This is a genomic window from Coprobacillus cateniformis, assembly GCF_009767585.1.
In the GTDB taxonomy this organism is placed as follows: Bacteria; Bacillota_I; Bacilli_A; order Erysipelotrichales; family Coprobacillaceae; genus Coprobacillus; species Coprobacillus cateniformis.
The window spans coordinates 2175464-2201903 of the sequence record NZ_WSNW01000001.1 but is presented as its reverse complement, the minus strand read 5'-3'; the positions used below and the strand labels follow the sequence as shown (position 1 = coordinate 2201903).

The following is a 26440-nucleotide window of genomic DNA, read 5'->3' as shown; positions in this document are numbered from 1 at the left end:
CATAGTCAATATCATTATTTTGATGATGAGATATGTTCTCTTTTTTTCTTTAAATTTACTAATATGATTCCTATCACTGATAGACTTATCAATCCCATCCATCCTATTGTCTGTGTTGAATCACTTGTTGCTGGATTTTTTATATCTTCAGATGTTGTACCCTTATCTATATTAAATTCAGCAGTTGCCTTTCCATCTGTTGATACAATTATCAATGTATGTTTCCCTGCACTTAATGTCTTTGTAAATTCAGGATTCAATGTCACAATTGTACTTCCTGATTTCACTGTATAATATTGTCGAGCTAAAACATTACCATCTAATAACACTTCTTTAAACTTTTCAATTGGTGCTTTGGAAACAAACTTAACATCCTCACCTGGCTTAAATGTAAAATGATTTCCTTCAGTCATAACATATTCGTCTTGTTTTGGAGGAATGACTGGCTTTGTTTTTAATCCCTTAATAGCATGATTAAGATTAGCTATTGCTGTATCAACTTCTGCTTGTGTTGCATCTTTTTTATCTACAACAGCTTGTGCTTTTTTAATTTCTTTCATTAAATAATTTAATGTATCTTCAGTATATTTATCATCTTTTACATAAGTATTTGCTTTTACAATCAATTGTGATAGTTCCAATTTATCTACCACTTCAGGTGGTAAATCTGGTTTTTCTTTCAAACCATCAATTGCTTTCTTTAAATGAATTGCATATTCATCAACAATAGCTTGCTCAGTTATATTTTTTCCACGAACAATATTGTTAATTGCAGTATTCAACGCATCAACTGTTTCTTTTTCATAGTTTGATAAATCTTTAGGAACTGTTAATAATAAGTCATCTACCTTACTATAATCAGCAGGTTTATATTCTAATAATCCTAAATATTTTTCATAATTATCTTTTGCAATATTAAAGTCTTCCAAAGAAACATTCGCCGCATCTTGTAATAATAATCCTAAATTTGTATAAGCACCTTTATATAATGCATAACTTTCTTCAGTATAATTATCTGGTTGCTTGAGTGTTATCGTTTGCATATATTCTCTTAGTGCTTTTTCACCACTCATAACTAATTTTGAATATGCTTCACTTAATCGACTTATCATATTCTTTACTTCATCATATGTTTTATCATCTGCTAAATAATCATTTGCTTCTGATAATACTGGTGCAAATTGCATCCATGAAGAGCTTATATAATCCATCTGATTTAAGTCTTTATACTCATCAATCATATCTTGTAGTTGTTTTTTGACATCAACATGTACCAATTGGAATTGATTGGCTTCAGTTATTTTTGCTAATGCATCTGTCTGTGCTAAAATATCAGGTGCTTTTAATAACTCTTTAATTTCATTAATTAATGCCATATAACCATTCCATGATTCTTGAGTATAATCTTCAGCATTTAAAGATGCTGAATTATCTACAAAAGTTTGTAATGCTGCTATATTCTCAGCAGTCGCTCTCAATGCCAATCCTTTTTGAGCTTCTAATAAAGCAAGACGAGCCTCTGTTAATTCTTGAATTGTTGTTGTAGATAATTTTTCTTTTGCAGTTGTTAAAACAGGTGCAAATGTAGTCCAACTTGAAGATGTATACACATTCTCATGATCTAATGAAGTAATTAATGTTTGCAATGCTGTATTATCTGCTTGTAAATCATCAATAGCAATTGATAGTCGATATGTAGCAATATCAATTTGATTTTGAGTAGCAGAAGCATTTTCTACTAATGATTTTGCAGCATTGAGACGTAATATTAATTCATCTCCTGTTAATTGAGTTACATCAGTGATATCAACTTTTTCAGCTAAAACTATAGATTTTTTAAGTTCTACTAATGAAATGAGATTATCTGAAGCATCATTAAGGGCTTGAATTGCTGCGTGTTTCTCTTTTTCACCAACATCACCTTCTCTATCTAATAATGCTTTTGCTGAATTCAAAACATCAGTCAATTGCTGATAACTGTCTTGTGTATAATCATCATTAGCAATATCTTTCTTCTCATTATATAATGTTTCTAAGTCAGATAAGTTGTTTGTTGCAACATCTAGAGCATCTAATCCGTTTTGTAACTCTATACTCGCAACAGTCATTTGTTCCTCTGTAGGAGAATCTTGACCTAATAATGTTTCTGCTTCTTGCAAAGCATTCTTAAATTGTTCAGTTGAAGATATCATATAACCTGATAAATCAATTTTCTTAGCATCATCAACAATTTTCTCTAAATCAGTTTTTAAAATGGCATCTGTTTGATAAATATTAATCTCACGAGCTGATGCAAAACCACCTTTACCTTCTATAGCAGTTAAACGAATATAACGGGCTGCTCGTGGAGCAAAATTAACTGTTTTGAGGTCTGCATTCAATTCCCATTTTCCAGCAGCTACCTGTTCATAATGAGTACCATCAAGACTTATTTCAAGTTTATACTGACTAATTGTACCATTACCAGCATCTGGTCTTGGTAAATAAGTATAATTTCCAATGAGTTTGATATCATGTAAATCAATTGTAATGCTTTGAGGTAATGGAACAACATTTGACCAGTTTGTATGCCACCATGTATTAAGATTATCATCAATAGCCATTGAAGCTAATCCTTCTGAGCCAACATTGGGATGCTCACTCGTTGCTGTGGCAGTCATTGTTGAATGGGGTATTAATGTTTGATTACGTTCAGTTGTATCTTCTGTAGGTACATCAGGATCAATCGTTTCAGCAGCTTTTGTTCCATATAACTCAACTTCAGCAATATTGACCAAATCATCTGCTCCAGCAGCCTTAGGAGTTAAGTATATCTTAATAGCTTTTCCTTTCACTACTTGAGATAATTCAAAGACTTCATCAACAGTGTCTCTCATAATTGTCGTTGATTCAGGATAAACTGTTTCATTGTAACAAACTGTCTCCTTATCAGCATCATCTATAATAGCTATTTTTATTTTAGAAATTCTGTTTGCACCCCATTCATATTGCGAGATAATGACTTTATTCACATCCTCATCACTATTTAAAGGTATTGTTATATAGTTTTCTGCTGGATTATTAATATCAAATTCCCAACGGCTTACTTTGCTTCCATCAACAGCATTTTTTCCACTACGATCAGCTTCTTGTGAAGCTGAATGATAGTTCCCAACAGTCACTTCTTTATTTAAAGCAACATTAGCACGTTCATAATCATCCTCACCAGCTACTTTATCACCATAGACTTCCATTTCATAGAATGAATAACCATACTCTGTAGCTCTTTGTACACCTTGGAATTTTACATACTGAATATCTGATTTCATTTCAAAATCAATATCAGATATTCCACCATTACCATTTTCTTCATTATAAACTTCTGTCCAATTTATATTGTCTGAACTGACTAATAATTTATATTTTACTGCATATGAAGCTTCCCAAAAGATTTTTATCTTATTGACATTTTGCTTTGAACCTAGATCCACCATAAAGCATGCATCATCATTATAATTAGATGCCCATCTGCTTGTACCAGATGTCACTCCATCTACTGCTTTAGTAGGGTTTAATGAATCTGTCTCATTAGCAGATGCTGTTGCTGTTTGATTTAATGCTAAATTTTCATAAATAATACTACCTGCTAATTTTTTAATAGCATTTTCATCTAATATTGTATTATAAACTTGAAAATCATCAACAATTGCTTTCACAGCATTTTCTTTACCACCTATTGTGTTTAATGGTAACATCAAAGTTTCATAATAACGTTGTGTTCTCTGTCCAAGATCATTCGTTGGATATGATCCATTCCATGAATTACATCCAGAGTTATTATTCCAATTTGGAAATGGTTTATTGATCAATGAATCAAATAAAGTTCCATTGATATATAATTTTACACCTTCATATGATCCTATCAATGTAATATGTGTCCATTCTCCTTCTTTAATATCACAATTAAATGTATGAGTATATCCCTCTACATCATATCTGATTTTACCATTATCTAAATAAAGTTTTCCTGTTTGTCCTTCCATTAAGGTTCCACTTGCTGTATCAACTGGTTGAATCCACATAGCTGTTGTCCAGCCAAAACCAGCTGATTCAATATCAGTTTTAAAATAACTTGACCCACCATTAAATTGAATCGCTTTTCCATCTTTTCCTTTGACATCTTCAGTTATGTTAGTAGCCTCTAAAATATTAACCCCTTCAACTAAATTATTCGTTTTATCATCAAGTTTAATTAACTCATTATCTTTAATGTTCTTATCAATTTCATATAAGAAATCCGTATTTGGTGCATCTCCTAATACACTCGCAAGTTTTTTCTCACTTGCATAATTATAACCCTCATTTTTCTTTTGATGACCAGCCCAGCATTTTTCTGCCACAGTATATAAATTATGTTGAATACGATAACTCACATCATTAACTGAGATACCGTTTCCACTAAAATCATTCCATACTGCAAATTGCCCACCAGAAACACCTGGATGTCCAACTGGTGCTGGGTGGTTTGCCCATCCATAATTATTATTAGGCAACCATGAATTATATAAATATTCTGCACGTCCAAATTGATTAGAATAATATCCGCCACCTGGAACAATATAAGTTTCTGAATCTTCCATAGAAATAATTTTATATCCTGCATCTAATGACTGCTTAGCATCAGCATATCCTTGGAACCATGCAAACATTGTTGCATCAGTCGTGACTGGTGTAGATCCTGAATTTTCTTTTAAAGAGCCCCAGAAAACAGCTTCTTTACCAGTCGAATTTATATACTCTAATAAATCATTACAATATTTTCTAAATGATTCTTTAGCAGAACCTGTCCCAGCTTTGTATTCATCAGTTCCTATGTTGACATAATCACCAACAAATGTAGCCTCTCCACCATTATATCCATTAATATATTCATCAAAAAGAGCCGTCACTCTTTTTAATGTCTCAGGATTTCCTGCATCTAAATACTTTACATTCCCAGGAAATTTCAATTCTGGCCAAAGATTCGTATACGCTAAAGCATGGCCTGGTGTATCTAATTCGGGAATCACATCAATGCCTAACTCCATACAGTCATATTGATAATCTCTAAATTGCTTTTTTGTATAGTGGTCAGTTGATGTTAATCCTGGATAAAGTTCACTCTCTAATCTGAACCATCCTTCAGGTTGTCCACCTAATCCATTTTCAGTTGATAATCCATTCCAGATATCATTATCACTTAAATGCAATGATAACATATTTAATTTATACCAACTCATTTGCTTTGATAAATCCTCTAAATATTCCATTGGAAACCATTTACGTGCAACATCAAGCATCATTCCTCTTTGTTCAAATAGAGGATAATCTTTTACAAGTCCACGTGGCAATTCATTTCTTCCATTATCCTGTTTTAAAATTTGTAGAAGAGAGATAGTTCCATACAAAGCTCCCGTATTATGAGTAGCCTTAACCGTTACATAATTCTGATCTGCTTCTTCTCCTCCGATATATAAATAATACCCTTCATCACCAAGCATTGTTTCACTTATATCTTCTTGTAAAAAAATATCACCTGCTTTTACATCCGATTCATTACCTGTTACTAGGGTAATGTTTCTACCAGTTAATTCTCGATAATCTTCTTGAAAAGTTCTCGCTGCTTTAGAAAATGCCTGACTTCCTAAAACAATTCTCGCATCTGTCAAATCAACTTTTCCATTACCTGCTACCCATTCACGTAATCCTGGTATAACTTGAGGTTTTTTATTTTTTCCAGAAATATTTGTTTCTTTTGCTGGAACCTTGATTGTTGCATTTGTTTCTGTTGTTGTAACCTCATTGTTTTCTTTATTGGTAAGTTTATATAATAACTTTACTGTTTGTGTTTCTAAAGGTCTTGTGACTTCACCTTTTAAAGAAATTGTTGCTTTATTATCACTCCCAAAAATTTCAACTTTATAACCTTCTAATCGTGGTAATAAAAGTTCATTGTTTTCAACATCATATAATGGTGATTCAGCAAATTCCTTTAAGTTACCCACATCTTTGATATCGATATTAAGTTTGTCAATGTTATTTTGCTCAGTTGTATCTGAATAATCATCGTTGTCTTTTTCTAAAGCATATGTTGATGTTGTTCCAAGAATTAATTGTCCAATCAACATTGTGAATACCAAACCTATCGATAAAAATCTTTTCCATCCTTTCATCACTTCATATTCTCCCTTCTCATCAATTGTTATTGAAAATAAGAAAAGACCAACCAGTATGAATATACTGATTGGTCTTGCCTACTTAAAGTAACAATCCTTTATTTTTACAAGAACATTCTATCACATATTATTTTATTTGCCAATATGATTTATAATCAAAATCTTACATTATTAATAAGAAATTCTTTTTTATCTTCCTACGTAGAGAAGTAGGAGAGTTAATTCTTAAAAAGAAAAGTTTTGATTTTATGATATTCCAATATGTGATTTTCTCAACATACTCGCTTTTACAGAATATCTCTATTTGTTAAACTGTAAAATAAATCCTTTCATTTTTAATACATTCTTTTTTAGGAATATAACATACCCTATAGATAACATACATTTTTATTTCATATTTATTCCTTGAAAGATTTCTAAAATTTGAGAAGTTTCACTAATAGAAAATTCATTATAAAAACGTAAAATACAAACACATACGAGTGGTGTATATAAATTATTAATAACATGTTTTCATATAAATTAAAATTATTATCAAGAATTTGTAAAGGACTCATTAACTGTTCAAGTACACTGTAGTCCTCTATTGTTATATCTTTATTATCACAATATGCCAGTAATTTCTTTCGACGAATTTGCTTAGGTTATTTTATGAATCCGCATAGAAAAGCATGATAGGTATTAATATATATTTATAAAAATAGCATATTTATCAAAAGATGTGATTGTTATTCCTATGAAAAAACACAAGTTTATACTCGTGTTTTTAAGGGAGAAAAATAATTTGTTATCTCAAATCTTCACCATCACTAGCAATAACTTTTTGATACCAATAGAATGAATCCTTACGACTACGTTTTCCAACACCTGTTCCATCATCCTGATAATCAACATAAATGAACCCATAGCGTTTTTCCATTTCACCTGTAGATGCACTCACTAAATCAATACATCCCCATGGTGTATAACCAATCAAATTAACATCATCTTCATTAATAGCTTTATCCATCTGTTCAATGTGAGCACGTAAATAATCAATACGATATGAATCATGAATAGATCCATCAGCTTCAACTTTATCTACTGCACCTAATCCATTTTCAACAATCATTAATGGTAATTGATATTTGCTATAAAAATCATTTAAAGCAATACGCAATCCTACAGGATCAATCTGCCAGCCCCAGTCACTTGCCTTTAAATATGGATTCTTAACACCAAACATCATGTTTCCACCTTGATTCTTTTCAACTTCAGGATCAGCACTCACACAAGATGACATATAATAAGAGAATGTAATAAAATCAATTGTTCCTTCTTTTAATGTTTGTTTATCCTGGTCTGTTAATTCTAGCACTATTCCTTCTCTTTCATACTTCTTTAACTGACTTGATGGGTAATACCCCCTTGCCTGAACATCAGTATAGAAATCAACACCTTGCTGCATTTTTCTTTGTTTCATAGAATCATCAGGGTGACATGTATAAGGATAAGCAGTCCCATATCCAATCATATTTCCTACCATCATATTTTCATCAATTGTATGAGCAGCCTTTACTGCCAAAGCACTTGCTAATAACTGATTACGTGTTGCATTAGCAATAATTTGAGGATCACAAGTTGGTAGCCCAGCTGCCATCCATCCACCAAAACCAATACAATTAATTTCATTAAATGTTAACCAATATTTTACCTTACCTTTATATCGTTTGAAACATGTTGTGGCATACTTGACAAAACAATCAATAGTTCGTCTATCTGCCCAACTCCCCCATTTATTTGTTAAACCAACAGGTGTTTCATAATGTGATAAAGTGACTAATGGTTCAATCCCATACTTATATAATTCATCAAAGACATGATCATAAAATTCTAATCCCTTTTCATTGGGTTCATCATCATATCCATTAGGAAAAATTCTTGTCCAGTTAATTGACATTCTAAACATCTTGAATCCCATTTCAGCAAATAAAGCAATATCCTCTGCATAATGATGATAAAAATCAGTTGCTGTATATGAAGGATAATCATAACCTTCAAAAGAACCAAAGATTGCACCTTTAGGAGCATTTAAATCAAACATCATCTGTGATTCAATTTTTCCCTCTTTTGTTTTATAAGTGACCTCTCTAGGTTTTGTTCGTGAACCTCTCGTACAACAATCTGAAGTACTGATACCTTTGCCATCTTCATTCCAGCCACCTTCATATTGATTGGCTGCGGTTGCTCCACCCCATAAAAAATCTTTAGGAAATGCCATTTAATCCAACTCCTTTCCATTACTTTCAATAACCTTTTTATACCAATAGAAACTATCTTTACGATATCTTTTCATTGATGCAGTTTTGGCTTTTTCATCATCTTCATCACGATCTACATAAATAAAGCCATAACGTTTTGTAATACCTTCTCTTGTTGAGACTAAATCTACTGCACTCCATGGACAATAACCGAAAATATTTGCGCCTTCTTCAATACCAATTTCCATTTGTCTGATTGTTTCTCTTAAATGCTCAATACGATAAGAGTCATGAATTGTTCCATCTTCTTCCAATATATCTGGTCTCCCATAACCATTCTCAGTAATAATTAATGGTAAGTGATAACGATCTGTTAAACGTCTCGCTGTTACACGAATACAATAAGGATCATATGCATGACCATCTTCACCTTTAGATAAATATTCATTCTGTGATGCTCTACCAACTCCAGGTTTATCCATCAATTTCATTAAATAACTCATTTCACGATTATCAGCATTCACCATATCACTCATATCTAAAGGATAGTATTCTAAGTATTCTGTAGTATCATTCCCATAACAATTAAAACCAATAAAATCAGGATGTCCCTCTTTTAATATTTCAAAATCACCATCATGAATATCCAAAATAATTTGATTATCCTTAAAATATTTCCATACACTCATTGGATAAGTTCCAAAAACTAAAGCATCTAAATAAAAATTATTTCTTAAGTCATCCATATTTAATGAAGCAATATAATCCATTGGTGAACATGTTTTTGGATAAGATGTTGTTATATTTGGTGCTGGACCAATTTTAGTATTCGGACACATTTCATGACACAATTTCATAGCCTTAGCTTGTGCAATCAACTGAATATGAGCTTGATTATATAAATCTGTTCCTGTTTGCAACTGATTTGTTCCACCAATCATATCTACTGCTCCAAAGAAAATGAGCATATTCTGTTCATTATAAGTTAACCAATAATGAACATCATCTTTATATTCTTTAAATAAGATTTGACAGTAATTCACATAGGTATCAATCATTTGTCTATTATTCCATCCACCATATTTCTGTTGTAAAGCTAATGGTAAATCAAAATGAAAGATTGTTACAATCGGTTCAATACCATACTTATGACATTCATGAAAAACATCTCTATAAAAATCAATTCCTCTTTGATTAATTTTACCTTCACCATCAGGCAAAATACGACTCCATGATATTGACATACGATAAGCTTTAAATCCCATTTCTGCCATTAAAGCAATATCTTCCTTAAAATGATGATAAAAATCACTAGCATAATGAAATGAACAAGTTCCTGGATTTAATTTCTTGACATCCCAAATAGATAAACCTCTGCCATCCCTATCATAACCACCTTCAATTTGGGCACTAGAAGAACTTGCACCCCATAAAAAATCATTAGGAAACATTTCGTTTTCTCCCTTCTATTATGCTTCATTTTGGGCTGCAGCAGCTTCTTTAGCAACCAATTGTTTTTCATAAATCTTAAAGAATGGATACCATACTAATCCTGTAGGAATTAACATAATATAATCCCAAATTGCATTTGTCCAATTTAACGTACCTAAGTATTGAGCAAAACCCATTGGCATTAATGACATAATTGGAATCCATGCTGGAATAATAAATCCTGTCTGATATCCAATGTAATAACATAACATGACAAGAGGTATATTTAAAACATAAGGAATACAAAGAATAGGATTGAACATAATAGGCATACCAAATGTCATTGGTTCATTAATTCCAAACCATCCTGGAACTGCTGAAACTTTAGCAACCGCCTGAATTTGTTTAGATTTAGAACGCAAACCAAATAAAGCTAATGGAAGTGTATTCCCTGTTCCACCGCAGCATTGAAGTGCTGTAAACAAAGCAACTGGATAGAAGACTAAAGGCTCTCCTGCTGCTGCATGTGCAGCATTTTCTGCTAATGCAGTCATCATCATTGGCATTAAAACAGGATAAACAATCATTGTTCCATGAATACCAAAACACCATAGCAAAGATGCAAAGATACCAATAATAAACATACCTGGAACAGAAACTAAGACACTTAATGGAGCAGCTAAAACTGCCATAATACCACTTGCTAAATTTAAAGCACCACCACTCACACTAGAAATACCAAAAGAGATAATCATAAAGATAACAACATTAAATAACAATGGTAAAATAGATGAGAAGCCATCTACTAAAAATGGTGGACAAACATCAGGCATTCTAATGCGGATATTCTTATCAGCACAGAATTTTTCTACATGTATAACAACAAAGACAACCAAGAACCCTGTAAACATACCAGATGCTCCTAAAAAAGACATATTCAATGCAGTTGTTCCATTTTCTAAAGCCATAAATGCACCAGTTGCTACTAAGAAACAGACTGTTGAGTCAACCGCAGTTATTAATGGAGACTTCATTTTTAAATTTTTAGCATATGTATATGCCATCACAACAACAATCCATACAGATAAACAATTCATTGTATAATTATATGGCATATATAAAAAGTTATAAATTGTATCTCCATTTTCAAAAACTCCTAACATTGGACCTATCGCGCAGATAATCTGAAATACAGCTCCAACCATCAATACACCCATCATAGACATCATTGCACCTTGCAAGGCACTAAGAAATTTGTTTGTTCCAAGTTTTTGCCCAAAATCCTGGAGCTTCACCATAAATCTACTATTAAATAATCCTTCCATAATTTTCTCCTCCCTATTTTTCACTATATAATTTCTTTGCTAACTTCATAATATTAGGACAATTAGCCACTGCATAATCAAATGACTCAATAGCAGCACAAGGCAATCCTGTGTTTTCTTTAATTTCATTTAAACGATACGATACCTGTGGACCAACCATCACAATATCATAACCTGAACAAATATCTTGATATTCTGCAAGTCCTACTGCTTTAATCTCAAGCTCCTCTCCATTTTCTTTCCAGTATGCTTCCATTTTCTTCATTAAAATACTTGTTGACATACCACCAGCACAAACTAATAAAATTTTCATCTTCCTTCCTCCTATCTGTTTTTATAAAGTAATATAATTTCTTTGATTAATTCATTAGCTAACATACTCGTCATTAAATGATCTTGAGAATGAATAAGTAATATATTAATATCTTGCTTTTCTCCACTCGCTTCTTTGACCAATAAATCAGTCTGAGCTTTATGAGCTAAATTAACTGCAACATCAGATTTTTTTAATAATTCCTCTGCCTCCTCTAACTTTCCTGCTTTAACTGATTCTAATGCCTGAAATGCAAATGAACGTGCGTCCCCAGAATTGGCAATAATTGTCATTGACATTAAATCAGTTGCATTATTCTCATCCATGTGATGACCTCCTTTTTGTTTTCTTACACCTATTCTAGGAGCATTCCTATTTTTTGTAAAGGCTACCAAAATCTATTCAATTTACTTTTATATACAGTTATTGAAAAGTGTATAAGCGACAAAAAAGTCTCAAAGAAATATCATTCCTGATTTCTTGAGACAATACATGTTTGTGTATAGTATTCTGTATATCAACAGAAATAGTGTATAATTACTATAGTGAAATGTATACAAAAAGAAGCATTTTTTATAACCATTCCCAAGCTATGTTTTCATTATTTCACTTATGCTATAATAAAAACATGAAAATAATACGAACAATAAAAATCACAAATGAACAATTTTATGACTATTTAGAACAACAGCTTATCGAAGACATTAAAAACTCTCAACACAAAAAAATTTCAGCAAGTGATATTCAAAAAGGACTCAAATACAAAAAGGAGGATGCCCAATCTAAACTTGTTACTGAAATTTATATTCAACAATATGTAAGAGATGAATGTTATCGTTTTAAAGTGATATATATGTCTGATAGTACATCAATTGAGTATCGCACAAAACCTGTCGATGAAGGTCTTCAAATAACAATGACTCAACACATTCAAAGTTTTGAAGAAAAAAGACATCATAAACTTTCACGTCATTTTCATGAAGCCATCTATTTAAGTCGTATGACTCAGGCTATTTATGATATTGAAAATACAATCTTAAATATTAAATAACACCCTGTAAAGGATGTTATTTTTTATATTCTTTTGATAATCATTAATATTGTTGTCATTTCATTATCATCTATAATAATATGAAAAGCTTTTTCTAATGGTTTGAAAATTTTACTGAGAGATTGATATTCATCATGAAATACAGATAATATTTTTTGTTTCTCTATATTAGGTACAGATTGTTTTCCATCTAATAATCGTTCAACTAGACAAGCCATATGCATAAATAATCCTACTCTTTGATCTTCATTAAAATGATAGATTGTATTTAACTCATCAATAATTCCTGGTAAGATACTTTTTAATTTAGAAATAGAAACATATTTAAATTGTTCACTTAAATATTGATAAACATCTTCATAATTAAATGTTGAGGATGATATAGGTTCGAACATTAAGATACGATCTATTTCTTCTTGAGAATTTTCAAATATTTTAGAAATAGGAATAAATGGAATACCAAATATCTTTGGATCATATGTTCCAACAAAACAATGAATATCATATGTTTTTCTTAATTCAGAAACTTCATGAATTAATTCATCTTTAGCTGAAATAGCAAGTGGTATAGTTTTCATATTAAGCTTTGAGTATTGATCAATATAACGTTTTAACTGAATAGCTCCACCTTCACCAGTATGACATAATGTCACAATTACTTGATTTAATTTTTCTTCATAATTACGCATTTTATTCATTTCTAAATGTGTCAAATGATAAATATAATCAATATCGGATTCCATCGAACATCTTCTTGCAATATCTATACCAATAAGAGTTATAGGCATATTAATAAGTCTTATTTTAATATTTGTTTCTTCTTCAATTGTTTCTAGCATTGTTTTAATAGACCCCATATCATAAATAACAATAACACCTTGACCTTTATCTATTTTCATAATTAAATCTTTGATTTCTTCCATTGCTTTATGTGTATCAATATTTAATGCCAAATCATAACTATATGCATTGTAACATTGTGTTAAGCTATTGGTTGTATCACGTAACGAAGAGGCAGTTGTTTCACCATGTAAAATATAAAGCAAAACAGGATTGTTCTTTGTTTGATCCTCAGTTTCAATTAAAAACATTGCTATTAATGCCACTTCATGTACTGGCAAATCTAAATCAAATTCATCTTTAATAATACTTGCCAATTGAACACTAGCAGCATATTCAGAAGGATGATCTTGAATAATCTGAACAACTTGGTCATTGGTAATTCTTTGTTGTGATTCTTTTAAAGATATAATTGAATTAATATGTAAGCATAATCCATAAAAGACATTTGTTCGATAATTTTTACCTAATTCTTTCTTTGATGTTTGAAAAAAATGACTGACTATTTCAATAACTCTACTATCAACAATCTTAGATAACTGTTTTAAATTTAATGAACTATCATAACTCTTTAAATAATTATACTTTTTAAACAGGTTTTGAATATGGGTTGTAATCACATCACTGATTCCATGATCATTAATTCCTAATTCTAATAATTCATTATATTGTTTACTAATCTCTAAGTACATATCATTCCCATGTTTTGTTGTATCTATTGTTTGATATCCATCATTTTGATCATATATTAGAACATTACGAGAATCTAATAGAGCTTCTATTTCGATATGATTATTTTTTAATTTGATTAAACTTTTACGTACCTGATTTTTAAAATCATTGACAACCACCTGAATATTCTGATGAATATCTCTAACAACCCTTACATAGGCATTTGCACAAGCTGCTTTAATTTCAAACTTTAATTCTTTAACATTATAATCAAAATCACTTAATAAAAGAGCTCTGATTGTTTCAGAGGTAACTTCAATAGACCGCATAGAATGAGATGCCTCATTAGAAAAGAAATGATTTATCAATCCAAAACGTTCTTTAATAGATCTATCTTTTAATTCAGGTAATTCTATAATTACTGGTATAATTCTTTCAAACTGCATATTACTTTGAGGTGATTGTGAAATAATTACAAAAATATCTTTGCATTCTTTAGATTTTGTTCCATCTTCAGAATAAATTATATTTGTTTCTAAAAAAGTATAGAGTTGACTTTGTTGTTTTGCATCTAATAAATCAACATTATCTAAAAATAAGACTCCTCCTTTGGCCTTCATAAAACAACTTTTATTTAAATCATGACCTATTCCAAATAATTCATTATCTAAAACCGAAATATTTTTAGAAAAATGGCGACAATTGATTTTAACATATGGAGCTTCTTTTTTTATAACTCCATTTTCTCTTGCAAAACAATACATTGCATAGGCAAAAGATGTTGTTCCACAACCAACCTTACATGATATTAAGACATTTAAACTTTGATTAGGATAAAGAATTGCTGCTTTTGCTAATTGGATAGCTTTTCTTAAACTGCCATCATAGCCAATCAATGTTTGAAAACTCATCTCTTCATTATCTCTTATATTATCCAATACTCGATAATACACTGGTCTTGTTGATGTCTTGATTAATTTTCCTTCTTTTACAAGTTCATTTAATAATGCACTTGCATTTGTTCGTAACATCCCTAATTCATTAGCTATTGCTAAAGTATCAATTCCCTTTTCATTCCGATATGCATTCTGCTGTACAAAATCATAAACAAGTTGTTTTGCTGTTTTCATTATACACTCGCCTCTTCCCATTATTTATACAGAATATACTCCTATTATATAGAAGTTGACAAAAAAGGTAAATTATTTTTATATCATACTTAATTTTTATGATACTTCCTATGGTATATTTAAAGAAAAATAAGTGAATTTCTTTCTATTTGAAAAAAACTTAATATTATTAAAATAATTATTCCAAATACTCTTTTTTGATTTTGATAGTTTATTATATATTTTGATAAATATTTACCATTTTCTCTATTCTATTTTTAATTTCTTTTTGTAATGATTCTGGCTTTAAGACTTTGAGCTGATCTTGCATCATCATAATCCAACCAATCAATCCATCTGAGATAGGAATATTTTCAACAGTAATTAAATAATGATCTTGATAAAGTTTTTTCGCTTTTAAATTTTCACCGAAACGTGATGTAACTTCTCTGAGTAGCTTTTTATTGCATTCTATCTGTAATGTATCACGAGGACTTGCTATGTACATATTTGTTGTTTTTTCAATTTCATCTCGCATATCAAATTGCTCTCTGATTTCTACAAATGGTTGGCGAATCGTTCTAATAGTACGCATACGGTCAATACGATATGTTGTTAATTGATCTTTATATTTTTCATTATAACCAATTAAATAATAATGATTATTTGTAGAAACAATCTGATATGGTGAAATAATATAGTCTGTTTTATGGTTTCCATTTTGGGATGGTATTTCTACTAAATGATTATATTTGACTTCATAGTTTATATATTGGAATGAGAGAATGGTTTTGTTTTCAATGGCTTTCATTATTGTTGAAAGATTTAAAAACAAAGAAAAAGAAAGTTCTTTTTGAATTGGTTTAAAGTCTATGAGACGGCTTTGCTGATGAACAGATGACAATAATAATAAACGATCTCTTAATATGTTTTTATCCTCAAATTGTAAGTCCTGATGAAAGGCAATACTATCTAATAGAAATTGTAATTCTCCATCAGTAAAGAATTCATGTTCAATCATGAAGCCACTTTTCCGTTGACTCGCTATCATATTATGTCCTAGCCAGTCTTGAAAGAAATCATTAATATTTCTAATACATGAATAAACCGTTTTAATATCCACATATATATCATATTTTTCTAAACACTTCAGTATTTCTTTACCTGTAATAGATTTTCCTTGAGCTTCTTGAATGATTTTGAAAACATAATACATTCTCTTTCCCATATACTATTCCCTCCTAATGCGTTGGTGCCAATTGATAACCTCTTTTGTTTTTTGCATAATGTCTCATAAGTGATGCGTAATCATAAAAACTAAAACTACATAACAAATCTAATAAGTATTCATCTTGACAATCTTCTAATTTCTTTAAATAAAGATATGCTAAATGATAATGATCTTCTAATAAGCAGATTCTTGCACATTCTTCATATTCTACTTCATAGTAGTTATGGAGCTTAGAAATTAAATCTTCAAATGATATTGCCTGATAATCTATCAATTGTCTTAAAACACAATATTCATTAATTGTTATAGCTTTTTTACATATTTTTTCAAGCAATTGTTTCTTTAAATCAATATAACTTTGATATTTAAACAATGAATTCATCATAATTAAATGATATTCTAATGAATCATAATCTGTTGCTTTATATAGTGCTTTTAATGCATCAATATAAAATAATTTATTTATTTTTTCATCACTCAATAATAATTCAAATTGTTTGTTTGTTAAACAATCAAAAATTAATTCTTTTAATTCTTTACGTCTACTTATCTTTAATAAATAATCTTTCTTTTCTCCCAATTGAATATCATTTACAGTTTTATAGTCTTTTCTCATAATCCCATCTCCTTCGCTTTCATTATACTAAGTATACGAACTTAATGAGTTATATATACCTATATTAACACCGTTTTTTAGGTTTTAAAATAAAAAAAGTTAAAACCATAAAAATTATAGTCTTAAACTTCTCTTTATTCTTTCTTATTTTGACACAATGATTTCTTAATATTATCAGTTTTTGAAATAGAAAATATTGCTGTTCATACAACTGATTTATTGTACTCTTCTCTATCACTATTTCTATATCTTTTGACAAAGTAACGAGTTATTCTCATAATATTGATATACTTTATCCCCCTATGCTCTTTTTTAGATCATCATTATTTACTCTTGAAACTACATCGCTTAAATATTATCTATAATTATGATTTAAGTTCATTACGTTTTGATTTATATATGATAGAATAGACATAAAGTTGGTGAAAATAATATGAAGAATATTCAAAAAATCGAATTTCATTGTGGTACTAAAGAAGAATTATTTTCAAGTATAACAGATTCTTTCCCTTATATGAGTTCATGTGCAGAATTAGATAAATTTCCAAATCGTTGTGTCCCTTGGCATTGGCATAAAGAAGTAGAAGTTTTTATAGTTGAGAGTGGTTCTCTTATATATTATACATCTGATGGTGAATATATATTTCCAAAGGGTTCAGGAGGATTTATCAATAGTAATGCACTTCATATGACCAAAGTCATTGATAATAAAAATGCTACTATTCAATTCTTGCATTTATTTGATAGTTCTGTTATTAGTGATAAAAAAGGTGGTAAAATTGAAACAGAATATGTCAACCCACTTATAAACTTTAAACAGATTAAAATAATACCTTTATATCCAGATAATGATAATCATAAAGATCTATTAAATCTGATTTCAAAATCTTTCGATATCCATGAAAGTGATTTTGCATATGAATTAAAATTACGAAATAGCCTTTCAGAAATATGGTATCATTTATTTGAAATATCCAAACCTATAAGAAATATACAGATAGATAATAACAGTGATAAAATGAGATTAATGATGATATATATTCATGAACATTATCATGAAAAAATAAAAACAATAAATATTGCTAGTTCTGCCTTTGTAAGCGAAAGGGTATGCTTTCGTGTGTTTAAAGAATGTATTCATATGAGTCCATTGGAGTATCTAAATAGCTATCGGTTACAAAGAGCATGTGCAATGCTCATGAATACTTCTAAACCAGTGACTATGATTGGCTATGAATGTGGCTTAGGGACTAGCAGCCACTTTTCAGATTTATTCAAAAAAGAATTTGGATGTACTCCCTTGCAGTATCGTTATAAATGGCAGAAATATAACTTTTAATGGCAGAAATATGATGTTATAGAAAGGAAATTTTTATTATAATAATGACAATCAATATTGTGAAGTTATCAAAAAAAGGAGAATTTGAGAATGAATAAAATCAAGTCAGAAAAATCACTTATAAACATGGATAATATAAAAATCATTTTTTTTGATATTGATGGTACTCTCATCGATATGAATAGAAAATGCATATCTGAAAACACACTTAAAACTTTAATACGCTTAAAACAAAAAAAGATTATTCTTTGTATTGCGACTGGAAGAAGTCCTTTGGGTTTACCACACTTTGATGAAATAGAATTTGATGCTTTTCTCACATTTAATGGTTCATATTGTTTTAATAAAAGAGAATCTATCTTTAGCAATCCAATTTTAACCACAGATGTAAAACAGATTATAAAAAATGCATCATCTATCAATAGACCAGTATCAATTGCTACAAAAGAAAGATTAATTTCAAACGGAAAAGATAATGATTTAGTGCAATATCACTCTTTTGCAAATCTTGAAGTCAATATTGCTGATGATTTTGAATATGTCCTCAATAATCAAGAAATTTATCAAGTATTAGTAGGATGCTGCAAAAAAGATTATTCAGAATTAATGAAGAATGTGTCCCATGCAAAAATAACTGCCTGGTGGGATAGAGCTGTCGATATTATTCCAGCAAATGGTGGCAAAGGGGTTGGAATCAACAAAATTCTTGAGTATTATCATTTAGATAAATCAGAAGCACTTGCATTCGGAGATGGGAATAATGATATTGAAATGCTTCAATCAGTTGGTTTAGGTGTTGCGATGGAAAATGCTTCAGACGACTTAAAAGCAATAGCAGATGATACATGTGGTCATGTTGCAGAAGAAGGTATCTATCATTATTGTATTCGACATAAATTAATATAAGGAGGTTCAAAAGACAGATGATTGATAATATTGATATAGCTGTAGCGAAGCGAGAAATTGAAATGGCAAGTATCCTCAATCCTGGTCCCTGGGTTGCTCATTCATATAATGTAGGCTTAGCAGCAAAATATATTGCTGAGGCATGTGGAATGCTAAATGCAGATAAAGCTTACATATATGGACTCTTGCATGATATAGGTCGTAGAAATGGTATATCTGCATTAAAACATACAATTGATGGATATGATTATGCTATGTCAAAAGGCTGGAAAGAAGTTGCAAAAGTATGTCTCACTCATTCATTTCCCATAAAAGATATTGAAGCTGATATCGCAAAAAAAGATATTACCGAAGAACAGTATCAATTTATGAAACATTATTTAGAAAACATAGATTATGATGATTATGATAAACTGATTATACTTTGTGATGCTTTAGCTGACAAACAGGGTTTTTGCATCCTTGAAAAAAGATTTATCGACACAACTCGTCGTTATGGTATTTATCCTTTTACAGTAGAGCGTTGGAATCAAACATATAATTATAAAGCATATTTTGAAGAAATGATAGGTACATCCATATATACCCTTCTCCCAAATATAGAATCATGTATTTTCAAGTAAGTAGCATTGACTTTGGAATCTGATGAAATAAGTATATTTTAGTTTTCACCTAAAATATACTTACTTCATTTTTTAATTACACTATATGTATTTAACAAATAATGATAAATAATAAACCAAATAAAAAGAGAACCGAGTTCTCTTAAAATTATATTCTATTCTTCATCAATTTCTTTTTTTAATTCATTGATTTCAGCATCAAAATTATATATCCGACTTCTCATTTCAGAAACTTCAGCATCAATAGAATTTTGATCTTCTAAAAGTTGAAAATAATATTTACCAAGTTCCCTATAAACATCATCACGATCAGATTCAAGATTTTTAATCTTTAATTTAATCTTTGCAGTTCCTGCAAATTCTTGTGTTTTATCAATTGCCTCTTCAGTAAATTTAGCAGCTTTTTTTGTTAAATCATCAAACAAAGCCATAATAAGACCTCCTTATTATCCTACGTATTTTTTGATATATTGAACACCTATTCCGCCTACACCCATATGAGCACCAACAACTGCAGGAAGTTCTCTAACTTCTAATTCAATATCACCAATTTTATCTAAAATCATTTGTTTCACTTCTAATGCAGACTCTTCACATAGAACATGTTCTATTGTCACTTTATATTGCTTTGCAGTAACACCTAAATCAATCATGCGATTGACAACAGTTGCTTTGGCTTTTGATAAAGTCCTCACTTTTGCTAGAGTATCAATTTTACCACCTAAATCATAATTTAATTCCATAACTGGAACTATCTTTAACATTCCTGCTAACATAGCAACTGCTGGTGTTATTCTTCCACCTTTTTTTAAATGATCAAGATTTGGTGCAACAATAATTGTTCCTGAATCTTCAACCATGCTCTCCATAATCTTTTGTATTTCTTGGGCATTTTTTCCTTCTTGTACTAATTTTGCTGCTGTGAAAGTCAAATACTTATGATTTCCTGCAGTTCCTTTAGTATCAATTAAGGTAATAGGTATTTCAACCATATCTGCAGCAACTTTCATTCCATTCAATGTTGAAGAAAGACCAGTAGCTATTGGTAATCCAATAACTTCATCATAACCTGCATCTTTAATTTTTTGAAGGATCTTAACCATCTCACCTGTTGGTGGCTGAGAAGTCATCACCATAATATTTTCTCTATCCATTGTTTCAAAAACCTCAATACTAGAAATATCTTTTTGATCCAAATATGTTTCATTTTCCATTGTAATACATAATGGTACAATAAAAATTCCTTGGTTTTCATACTGACCTAATTCAATTTGACAACCACTATCCGATAAAATAGCTATCTTACTCACTATTATCCCCCATTTCTTTACTTTTAACTTAGCCTTATTATAAAACATTAATTCATTTTTGACAATCAAATGAATTCATATATAATAAAGAAAAAGAAGGTGAACGAAATGATTTCTGTAAAAGAAGTAACAACTCATACAATTGTCATCAAAAAGTCGGAATTTGTCTGTCACTTAATTCCATGTAGTGATATTGAGCAAGCAAAAAGTCTTATAGCACAATATAGTGATTTAGAAGCAACACATAATTGTGTAGCTTATATCATTGGCTCTCATGAACGTGCAAATGATGATGGTGAACCTTCCCAAACAGCGGGAATGCCTATGCTTAATGTTTTAAAAATGCAAAACCTTACAAATATTATTGCGATTGTTACAAGATATTTTGGAGGTATTAAACTAGGTGCTGGTGGATTAACTAGAGCTTATACTCAAAGTGTTGCTGAAGCTTTAAAACATGCTGAGATTGTTGAAAAAGAGTTGGTTGATTTGTATAAAATATTTATTGATTACTCACATACACGTAAGTTTGAACATTTATTAAAACAACAAAACATAAAATGCCTATCTCAAGAATATAATGAACAAGTCTCATACCTTTGTTATTTAAGGAATACATCTTTTTTAGACCAAATCCAAGAAATAACAAGTAATCAATTTTCCTATGAAAAAATCGGTAGTGATTACATAGAAAAAGAAAATTGACAAAATACTGCATACTTGTTATAATTCTTGCATGATGAGGGAGTAGTTAGCACATATAATGTGTAATCATGTCAACACATCGATAACTATTTATCTGGCACGATTTTAAATGATGAGACTTGTCTGTGGATACCACAGCCATGTCTTTTTTTATGTATGCGAGGAGGGCAACTTATGGGATTTATTGAGATCGTCATTATTGGCGTAGGACTAGCAATGGATGCATTTGCAGTGAGTGTTTGTAAAGGATTATCAACAAGAAAATTAGAATGGAAACATGCTTTGATTTGTGGTGGATATTTTGGTGCTTTCCAAGGTCTCATGCCATTAATTGGTTATATTTTAGGAGTCCAATTTAAAAATAAGATTGAAAATATTGATCACTGGATAGCATTTATTTTATTAGGTTTAATAGGTATTAATATGATAAAAGAAGCTTTTAGTGAGGAAGAGGAAAACTGTGTTCCTGATTTTTCATTCAAGGCTATGTTGCCTTTAGCAGTTGCAACCTCAATAGATGCTTTAGCTATTGGAGTGACATTTGCATTTTTAAATGTCAATATTGTTTATGCAGTCATAGTTATTGCTGTGACAACGTTAATTATATCTATGACTGGAGTCAAGATTGGTCATGTATTTGGTTCTAAATATAAATCTAAAGCTGAAATCACTGGTGGTGTTATTCTTATCTTAATGGGTCTTAAAATTTTATTGGAACATTTAGGATTATTGATTCTTTAATTCAAATTGAATTCATATTCGTGGGTATAATTATAGATAGAGGTGAATATTATGCATGATGTTGCAAAATTGTATGAAGTCTATATAAATCGTGAACTTCAAACAACAAAAAACGAAATTTTAAATGTACAAAGATTAAACCAAAAGATTTTATCCTTCTTACATGATTTAGCAGAGGTTTCTCAAGATTCAAGATGTTATTTATTTTGGGAAAAAGAAGAACCTATTATTCATCAACAATTGTTAGAGGACTATCTAAGCGGTTTAACAATGTTGATGTCGATAGGTTATGAATTGAGAATAGATAGTATAAAAAATTATAATGAGTTACCTATAGCTACTGATATTTATTCTTTATTTTTTAAGATTTACCATTCTATCTTAAAAGTTCAAAGTCATTATTCTAGTGAAGATTATCAAAATACAATTGACGATTATTTCACATTAGGATTTGCTCTAGGAATTCAAATAGATGAAATACTTGATAATTATCAAAACGATTAATCCTCTTTATGAGGATTTTTTCTATAACACATCCTATGTAGAACATGATATCTTGTATATTCAGTATTTATAAGGTTTCATCTCAATGTAGTTGTAACGACAACAGCACCACACAGCCTGTGCCCTAGCCTCTCTTTATTTCCGTTTTCAACTTTGATAATATTAAACCAAAAGATGTAAGCCTTATACTCATTTTATTAAAAATATATTGTTTACAATCCACATATTCTTTCAAATTATTTGATTCTTGACTTTCGATTAAGACTATTTTTATAATTATTAAATTCCTGAAATGTTAAATTGAGATCAACACTATAGAGTTCAGTCACAGGTCTAGCAATACCTCCACTTAAATTCACATAAAATTGATTAATTGCTTGAATAGCACTTTACATTTTAGCAGGGATATTTAATCGCACTAATCACTTTTATGAAAGTGTAAAAACTAGACATTTTATGATTCATTTATCATATATTTTTATTTTAATCAATTGATTTTTAAGTGTTATTTTATATGTTTTATATTTAAGATATGTTAAAATAAGTCCAAGGATGTGACAGACATGAAAATATTTATTAAAAATTTACTCAATCCCTTTTTTATATTTATATATATGATATTTGTTTATATCCTATATCAACTTTGTAAATATGGTAGAGGATTCTTTTCAGGTGAAATAATAATCTTAACTGTTTGTGGTTTTGCACTCTTTATATGGTTTATCATAAGTATTATTTTTGCTTACCAGAAAAAAGAGATAATGACTATCTCTTATAAATATTACCTTAAAATTGCTATTGTTGTTATGCTTGTTGTAACATCATGGAGTGGATATAAGATTTTTCATATGGCGACTCGCTATGAAGGTGAATTAGGATTTTATCTTAATGATTTCTTTAATAAAAAGCAATTAACTATAACAAATGATAATTTATTTGATGGCGGTTTTCTTATATTTATGGATGATCTCATTAAAGAATTTGATATTTCAAATAAAATTTATTTAAATGATTCTTTTGAATTAAAATATAATAATGATGGTATTATTCAATCTTTTCACTTTATGATATATGACAATAATAAAAATACATATCTTGTCTCTTATCAAAAAAATAATGAAAATAAAGTTGTTGTTCATTTAAATAATTATTTAGATATGGACTTTGATGATAAATATGATTTTCAACCTCTATTAGATGCTTTAAAGGTTATTCCTTATAAAGAAAGTTTTATTAAAAATCAAGAACTCTATCATATACTTTATTTTGGACAAAGAGATTGGGGATACAACAATACTGGAATCCGTTATATTGATAAAACTGGACACATGATTACACCATTACAAACACGTCAAATCATTGGTTATACGATTTCAATTGAACCTATCATGAGTGGAACAACCAATCCTTACCGTTACATTTACGTCAATGATATAGAAAAAATTCCAGAAACATCTCCTCAACAGAATACACCACCTCTATCAGAAGTACCTCAAGATTCGGGTTCACTTTCGAGTAAGATCATGAATATAACATACGAATTATATGTAAGTGATGCTGCAGCAGGTAGTCGTTTCTATAGTTTGAAGAAAATAGATGAAAATGGAACAACAGTTATTAATAAAAATCCATTTTTAGATAATATTGGTGTTGCTAATGGTATTCATTTCTTTAATCAAAAACTTGGTTTTATAAGTATAACAAATGCCAGTAATGATCATTGTGAAGTCTATAGAACTCAAGATGGTGGTTTAACATTTAAACAAATTAAATTAAAGAATACTGGAGATTATGATTATCTACAAATTCCTTATGAAGACAATGGTCACTATATTATGAAAGTATCAAAAGGTTCACAAAGTGATAGTGATACAGATTACATTATTTATCGTTCTAAAGATTTAGGACAAACATGGACAAAACAATAATTATTGGAAAAGAGAGCAAAACTATAGTTAGTCTAATAGTTCTGCTCTCTTTGTATCTAAGAGGATATTTTATTGTATAGTCAAGCAATATTGACATATAATTATTTTCATCTATTCTATAAACACGATAGATAAGTAGTCTACATTATAAAGCATTATATTCTGTTATAAAAAATAATAGTATTTTAAATTGAAATCATTATATTCTCTTCATGTTTCTATATTTATATCGTAATAAATAAATTAAACATAAAAGGACAAAATAAATTTATTCAAATGATTAATCCTCTTTGAACAATAACTATGAAATGATTCTTTGTATATATACTGAGCGTTCTTCTTCTGGTATATCAAAAAAGTTAAACGCTTCTTCCAATGTATATCCTTTTTTACTCATTAACTTTTGTATTGATTTTACCATTCCTTTCATTTCTCCTCTTGCCTCGCCTTCAATAATACCCTCTTGAATACCCTCTTGCTTACCCTTTCTTTTGATCTCTTCCCAGATTTCACACATCTCTTTTCTCCCTCCTTCTGTCTCTTTAAAATAACTCACTCTTTTCCTTAAAAACTCATAATGCATATCACTTGTCTCACTACATAGAAAATCATGCATCAATCTCCCTAAGGCATTATCTTCCTGAATACTTGCATTGATATAGATGATTTCACTTCCATCATCAAATATCTGGTTATTCTCATCTATTGTCCTATGAACATGATAGATCGGTAGCTCATATCCTAGGACATCCTCTTCTGTTATGAAGATGATAATCATATGAGGCAAGTCCTTCCATTCTTCTTTAGGATATGATGTACTGGCATCAATCAGACTTCCATGAAATCTTGCCCGTCTTGGATTGGCTCCGGTATAATCTCTTTGCACTTCAATATTGATATAATGATTTTCAGTTTTGACAAAGACATCAATACTGATAGACCTTCCAAGAATATTATTGATATCATACTGCACATGCCATTCAATGATTTCAATAGGCCTTTCTAAGATAATCTCAAGAAACTGAGTCAGGCACTCCTTATCCTTGAAGACAATCCTCATGAAATCATCATCAATCACCTTGAGTCTGGAAATAGCATCCAGATATTCAGTATTCCTTTCACATACGAACACATTATCAACCTCCCCTATTAAGATATAGAGAATCTTAAGCAGAGATATTATCTATAAACAATATACCACAATAATTGCTTAAAGTAAACACTCAAAAAGATTCCCCTACTTATATATTCATCATTTCTTTGCTATTTTTCTTCTATTATTTATAAAAAAGTGAATTTTATTTAATTGAGATGTGATCTTGACAAAGGCCAAACAAAAAGAAACTATTGTTGCCAATAGTT

At 29.9% G+C, this 26440-nt stretch carries 20 protein-coding genes; 8 read left to right on the top strand and 12 right to left on the bottom strand.

The features are described 5' to 3' along the window. Positions 1-14: 14 nt before the first annotated feature. The 6 genes from GQF29_RS10940 to GQF29_RS10915 all read right to left on the bottom strand — a co-directional run bounded on the left by GQF29_RS10940 (position 15) and on the right by GQF29_RS10915 (position 11829). A complete protein-coding gene (locus tag GQF29_RS10940) occupies positions 15-6191 on the bottom strand; it encodes a discoidin domain-containing protein (RefSeq protein ID WP_017143928.1) in 6177 nt (2058 codons plus the stop codon). 790 nt (positions 6192-6981) lie between these two features. Further along, complete coding sequence (locus tag GQF29_RS10935) at positions 6982-8454, bottom strand: glycoside hydrolase family 1 protein (RefSeq protein WP_008787361.1); 1473 nt, start codon at positions 8452-8454, stop codon at positions 6982-6984. Further along, positions 8455-9885 (bottom strand): glycoside hydrolase family 1 protein, encoded by a 1431-nt coding sequence (locus tag GQF29_RS10930; protein ID WP_054325412.1) that lies wholly within the window; start codon positions 9883-9885, stop codon positions 8455-8457. Positions 9886-9903: 18 nt separating this feature from the next. Next, positions 9904-11190, bottom strand: coding sequence for a PTS sugar transporter subunit IIC (locus GQF29_RS10925; protein WP_008787359.1), 1287 nt, complete (start codon positions 11188-11190; stop codon positions 9904-9906). Positions 11191-11203: 13 nt separating this feature from the next. Further along, entirely contained in the window at positions 11204-11503 is a 300-nt protein-coding gene (locus GQF29_RS10920; protein WP_008787358.1) for a PTS sugar transporter subunit IIB, read from the bottom strand. An 11-nt stretch (positions 11504-11514) separates the two neighbouring features. Further along, a complete protein-coding gene (locus GQF29_RS10915) occupies positions 11515-11829 on the bottom strand; it encodes a PTS sugar transporter subunit IIA (protein ID WP_008787357.1) in 315 nt (104 codons plus the stop codon). A 302-nt stretch (positions 11830-12131) separates the two neighbouring features. Here GQF29_RS10915 and GQF29_RS10910 point away from each other — a divergent pair, with 302 nt between their 5' ends. Then, positions 12132-12554, top strand: a complete 423-nt coding sequence (locus tag GQF29_RS10910; RefSeq protein WP_008787356.1) for a DUF3284 domain-containing protein — start codon at positions 12132-12134, stop codon at positions 12552-12554. 23 nt (positions 12555-12577) lie between these two features. Here the strand turns inward: GQF29_RS10910 and GQF29_RS10905 are convergent, their stop codons facing one another. The 3 genes from GQF29_RS10905 to GQF29_RS10895 all read right to left on the bottom strand — a co-directional run bounded on the left by GQF29_RS10905 (position 12578) and on the right by GQF29_RS10895 (position 17022). Beyond that, positions 12578-15196: a PRD domain-containing protein gene (locus tag GQF29_RS10905; protein ID WP_008787355.1), complete on the bottom strand. Its 2619-nt coding sequence runs from the start codon at positions 15194-15196 to the stop codon at positions 12578-12580. A gap of 214 nt (positions 15197-15410) precedes the next feature. Next, entirely contained in the window at positions 15411-16403 is a 993-nt protein-coding gene (locus GQF29_RS10900; RefSeq protein ID WP_008787354.1) for a helix-turn-helix transcriptional regulator, read from the bottom strand. Between the two features lie 13 nt (positions 16404-16416). Beyond that, a complete protein-coding gene (locus GQF29_RS10895) occupies positions 16417-17022 on the bottom strand; it encodes a hypothetical protein (protein WP_008787353.1) in 606 nt (201 codons plus the stop codon). A 433-nt stretch (positions 17023-17455) separates the two neighbouring features. Here GQF29_RS10895 and GQF29_RS10890 point away from each other — a divergent pair, with 433 nt between their 5' ends. The 3 genes from GQF29_RS10890 (at position 17456) to GQF29_RS10880 (ending at position 19890) form a co-directional block, all read left to right on the top strand. Then, positions 17456-18361, top strand: coding sequence for an AraC family transcriptional regulator (locus tag GQF29_RS10890; protein WP_008787352.1), 906 nt, complete (start codon positions 17456-17458; stop codon positions 18359-18361). 90 nt (positions 18362-18451) lie between these two features. Continuing rightward, positions 18452-19267 carry a Cof-type HAD-IIB family hydrolase gene (locus GQF29_RS10885; protein ID WP_017143930.1) on the top strand — a complete coding sequence of 272 codons (816 nt, stop codon included), beginning with the start codon at positions 18452-18454 and terminating at the stop codon, positions 19265-19267. 17 nt (positions 19268-19284) lie between these two features. After that, positions 19285-19890, top strand: a complete 606-nt coding sequence (locus GQF29_RS10880; protein WP_008787350.1) for an HD domain-containing protein — start codon at positions 19285-19287, stop codon at positions 19888-19890. Positions 19891-20045: 155 nt separating this feature from the next. Here GQF29_RS10880 and GQF29_RS10875 read toward each other — a convergent pair whose 3' ends face one another. Together GQF29_RS10875 and GQF29_RS10870 are read right to left on the bottom strand one after the other, a co-directional pair. Further along, positions 20046-20321, bottom strand: coding sequence for a hypothetical protein (locus tag GQF29_RS10875; RefSeq protein ID WP_008787349.1), 276 nt, complete (start codon positions 20319-20321; stop codon positions 20046-20048). Positions 20322-20336: 15 nt separating this feature from the next. After that, the gene (locus GQF29_RS10870) at positions 20337-21200 is read right to left on the bottom strand and encodes a DegV family protein (protein WP_017143931.1); all 864 of its coding nucleotides are present in this window, start codon (positions 21198-21200) and stop codon (positions 20337-20339) included. A gap of 108 nt (positions 21201-21308) precedes the next feature. Here GQF29_RS10870 and GQF29_RS10865 point away from each other — a divergent pair, with 108 nt between their 5' ends. The 4 genes from GQF29_RS10865 to GQF29_RS10850 all read left to right on the top strand — a co-directional run bounded on the left by GQF29_RS10865 (position 21309) and on the right by GQF29_RS10850 (position 25078). Further along, positions 21309-21905, top strand: coding sequence for a YigZ family protein (locus tag GQF29_RS10865; RefSeq protein WP_008787347.1), 597 nt, complete (start codon positions 21309-21311; stop codon positions 21903-21905). A 174-nt stretch (positions 21906-22079) separates the two neighbouring features. Continuing rightward, positions 22080-22646 carry a manganese efflux pump MntP gene (locus GQF29_RS10860; protein WP_008787346.1) on the top strand — a complete coding sequence of 189 codons (567 nt, stop codon included), beginning with the start codon at positions 22080-22082 and terminating at the stop codon, positions 22644-22646. Between the two features lie 51 nt (positions 22647-22697). Further along, entirely contained in the window at positions 22698-23150 is a 453-nt protein-coding gene (locus tag GQF29_RS10855; RefSeq protein WP_008787345.1) for a dUTP diphosphatase, read from the top strand. Positions 23151-23713: 563 nt separating this feature from the next. Further along, complete coding sequence (locus GQF29_RS10850; protein ID WP_017143932.1) at positions 23714-25078, top strand: beta propeller repeat protein; 1365 nt, start codon at positions 23714-23716, stop codon at positions 25076-25078. Positions 25079-25379: 301 nt separating this feature from the next. On the opposite strand, the gene GQF29_RS10845 is transcribed toward GQF29_RS10850, so the two are convergent. Beyond that, entirely contained in the window at positions 25380-26210 is an 831-nt protein-coding gene (locus tag GQF29_RS10845) for a PD-(D/E)XK nuclease family transposase (protein WP_008787343.1), read from the bottom strand. Between the last annotated feature and the right edge of the window lie 230 nt (positions 26211-26440).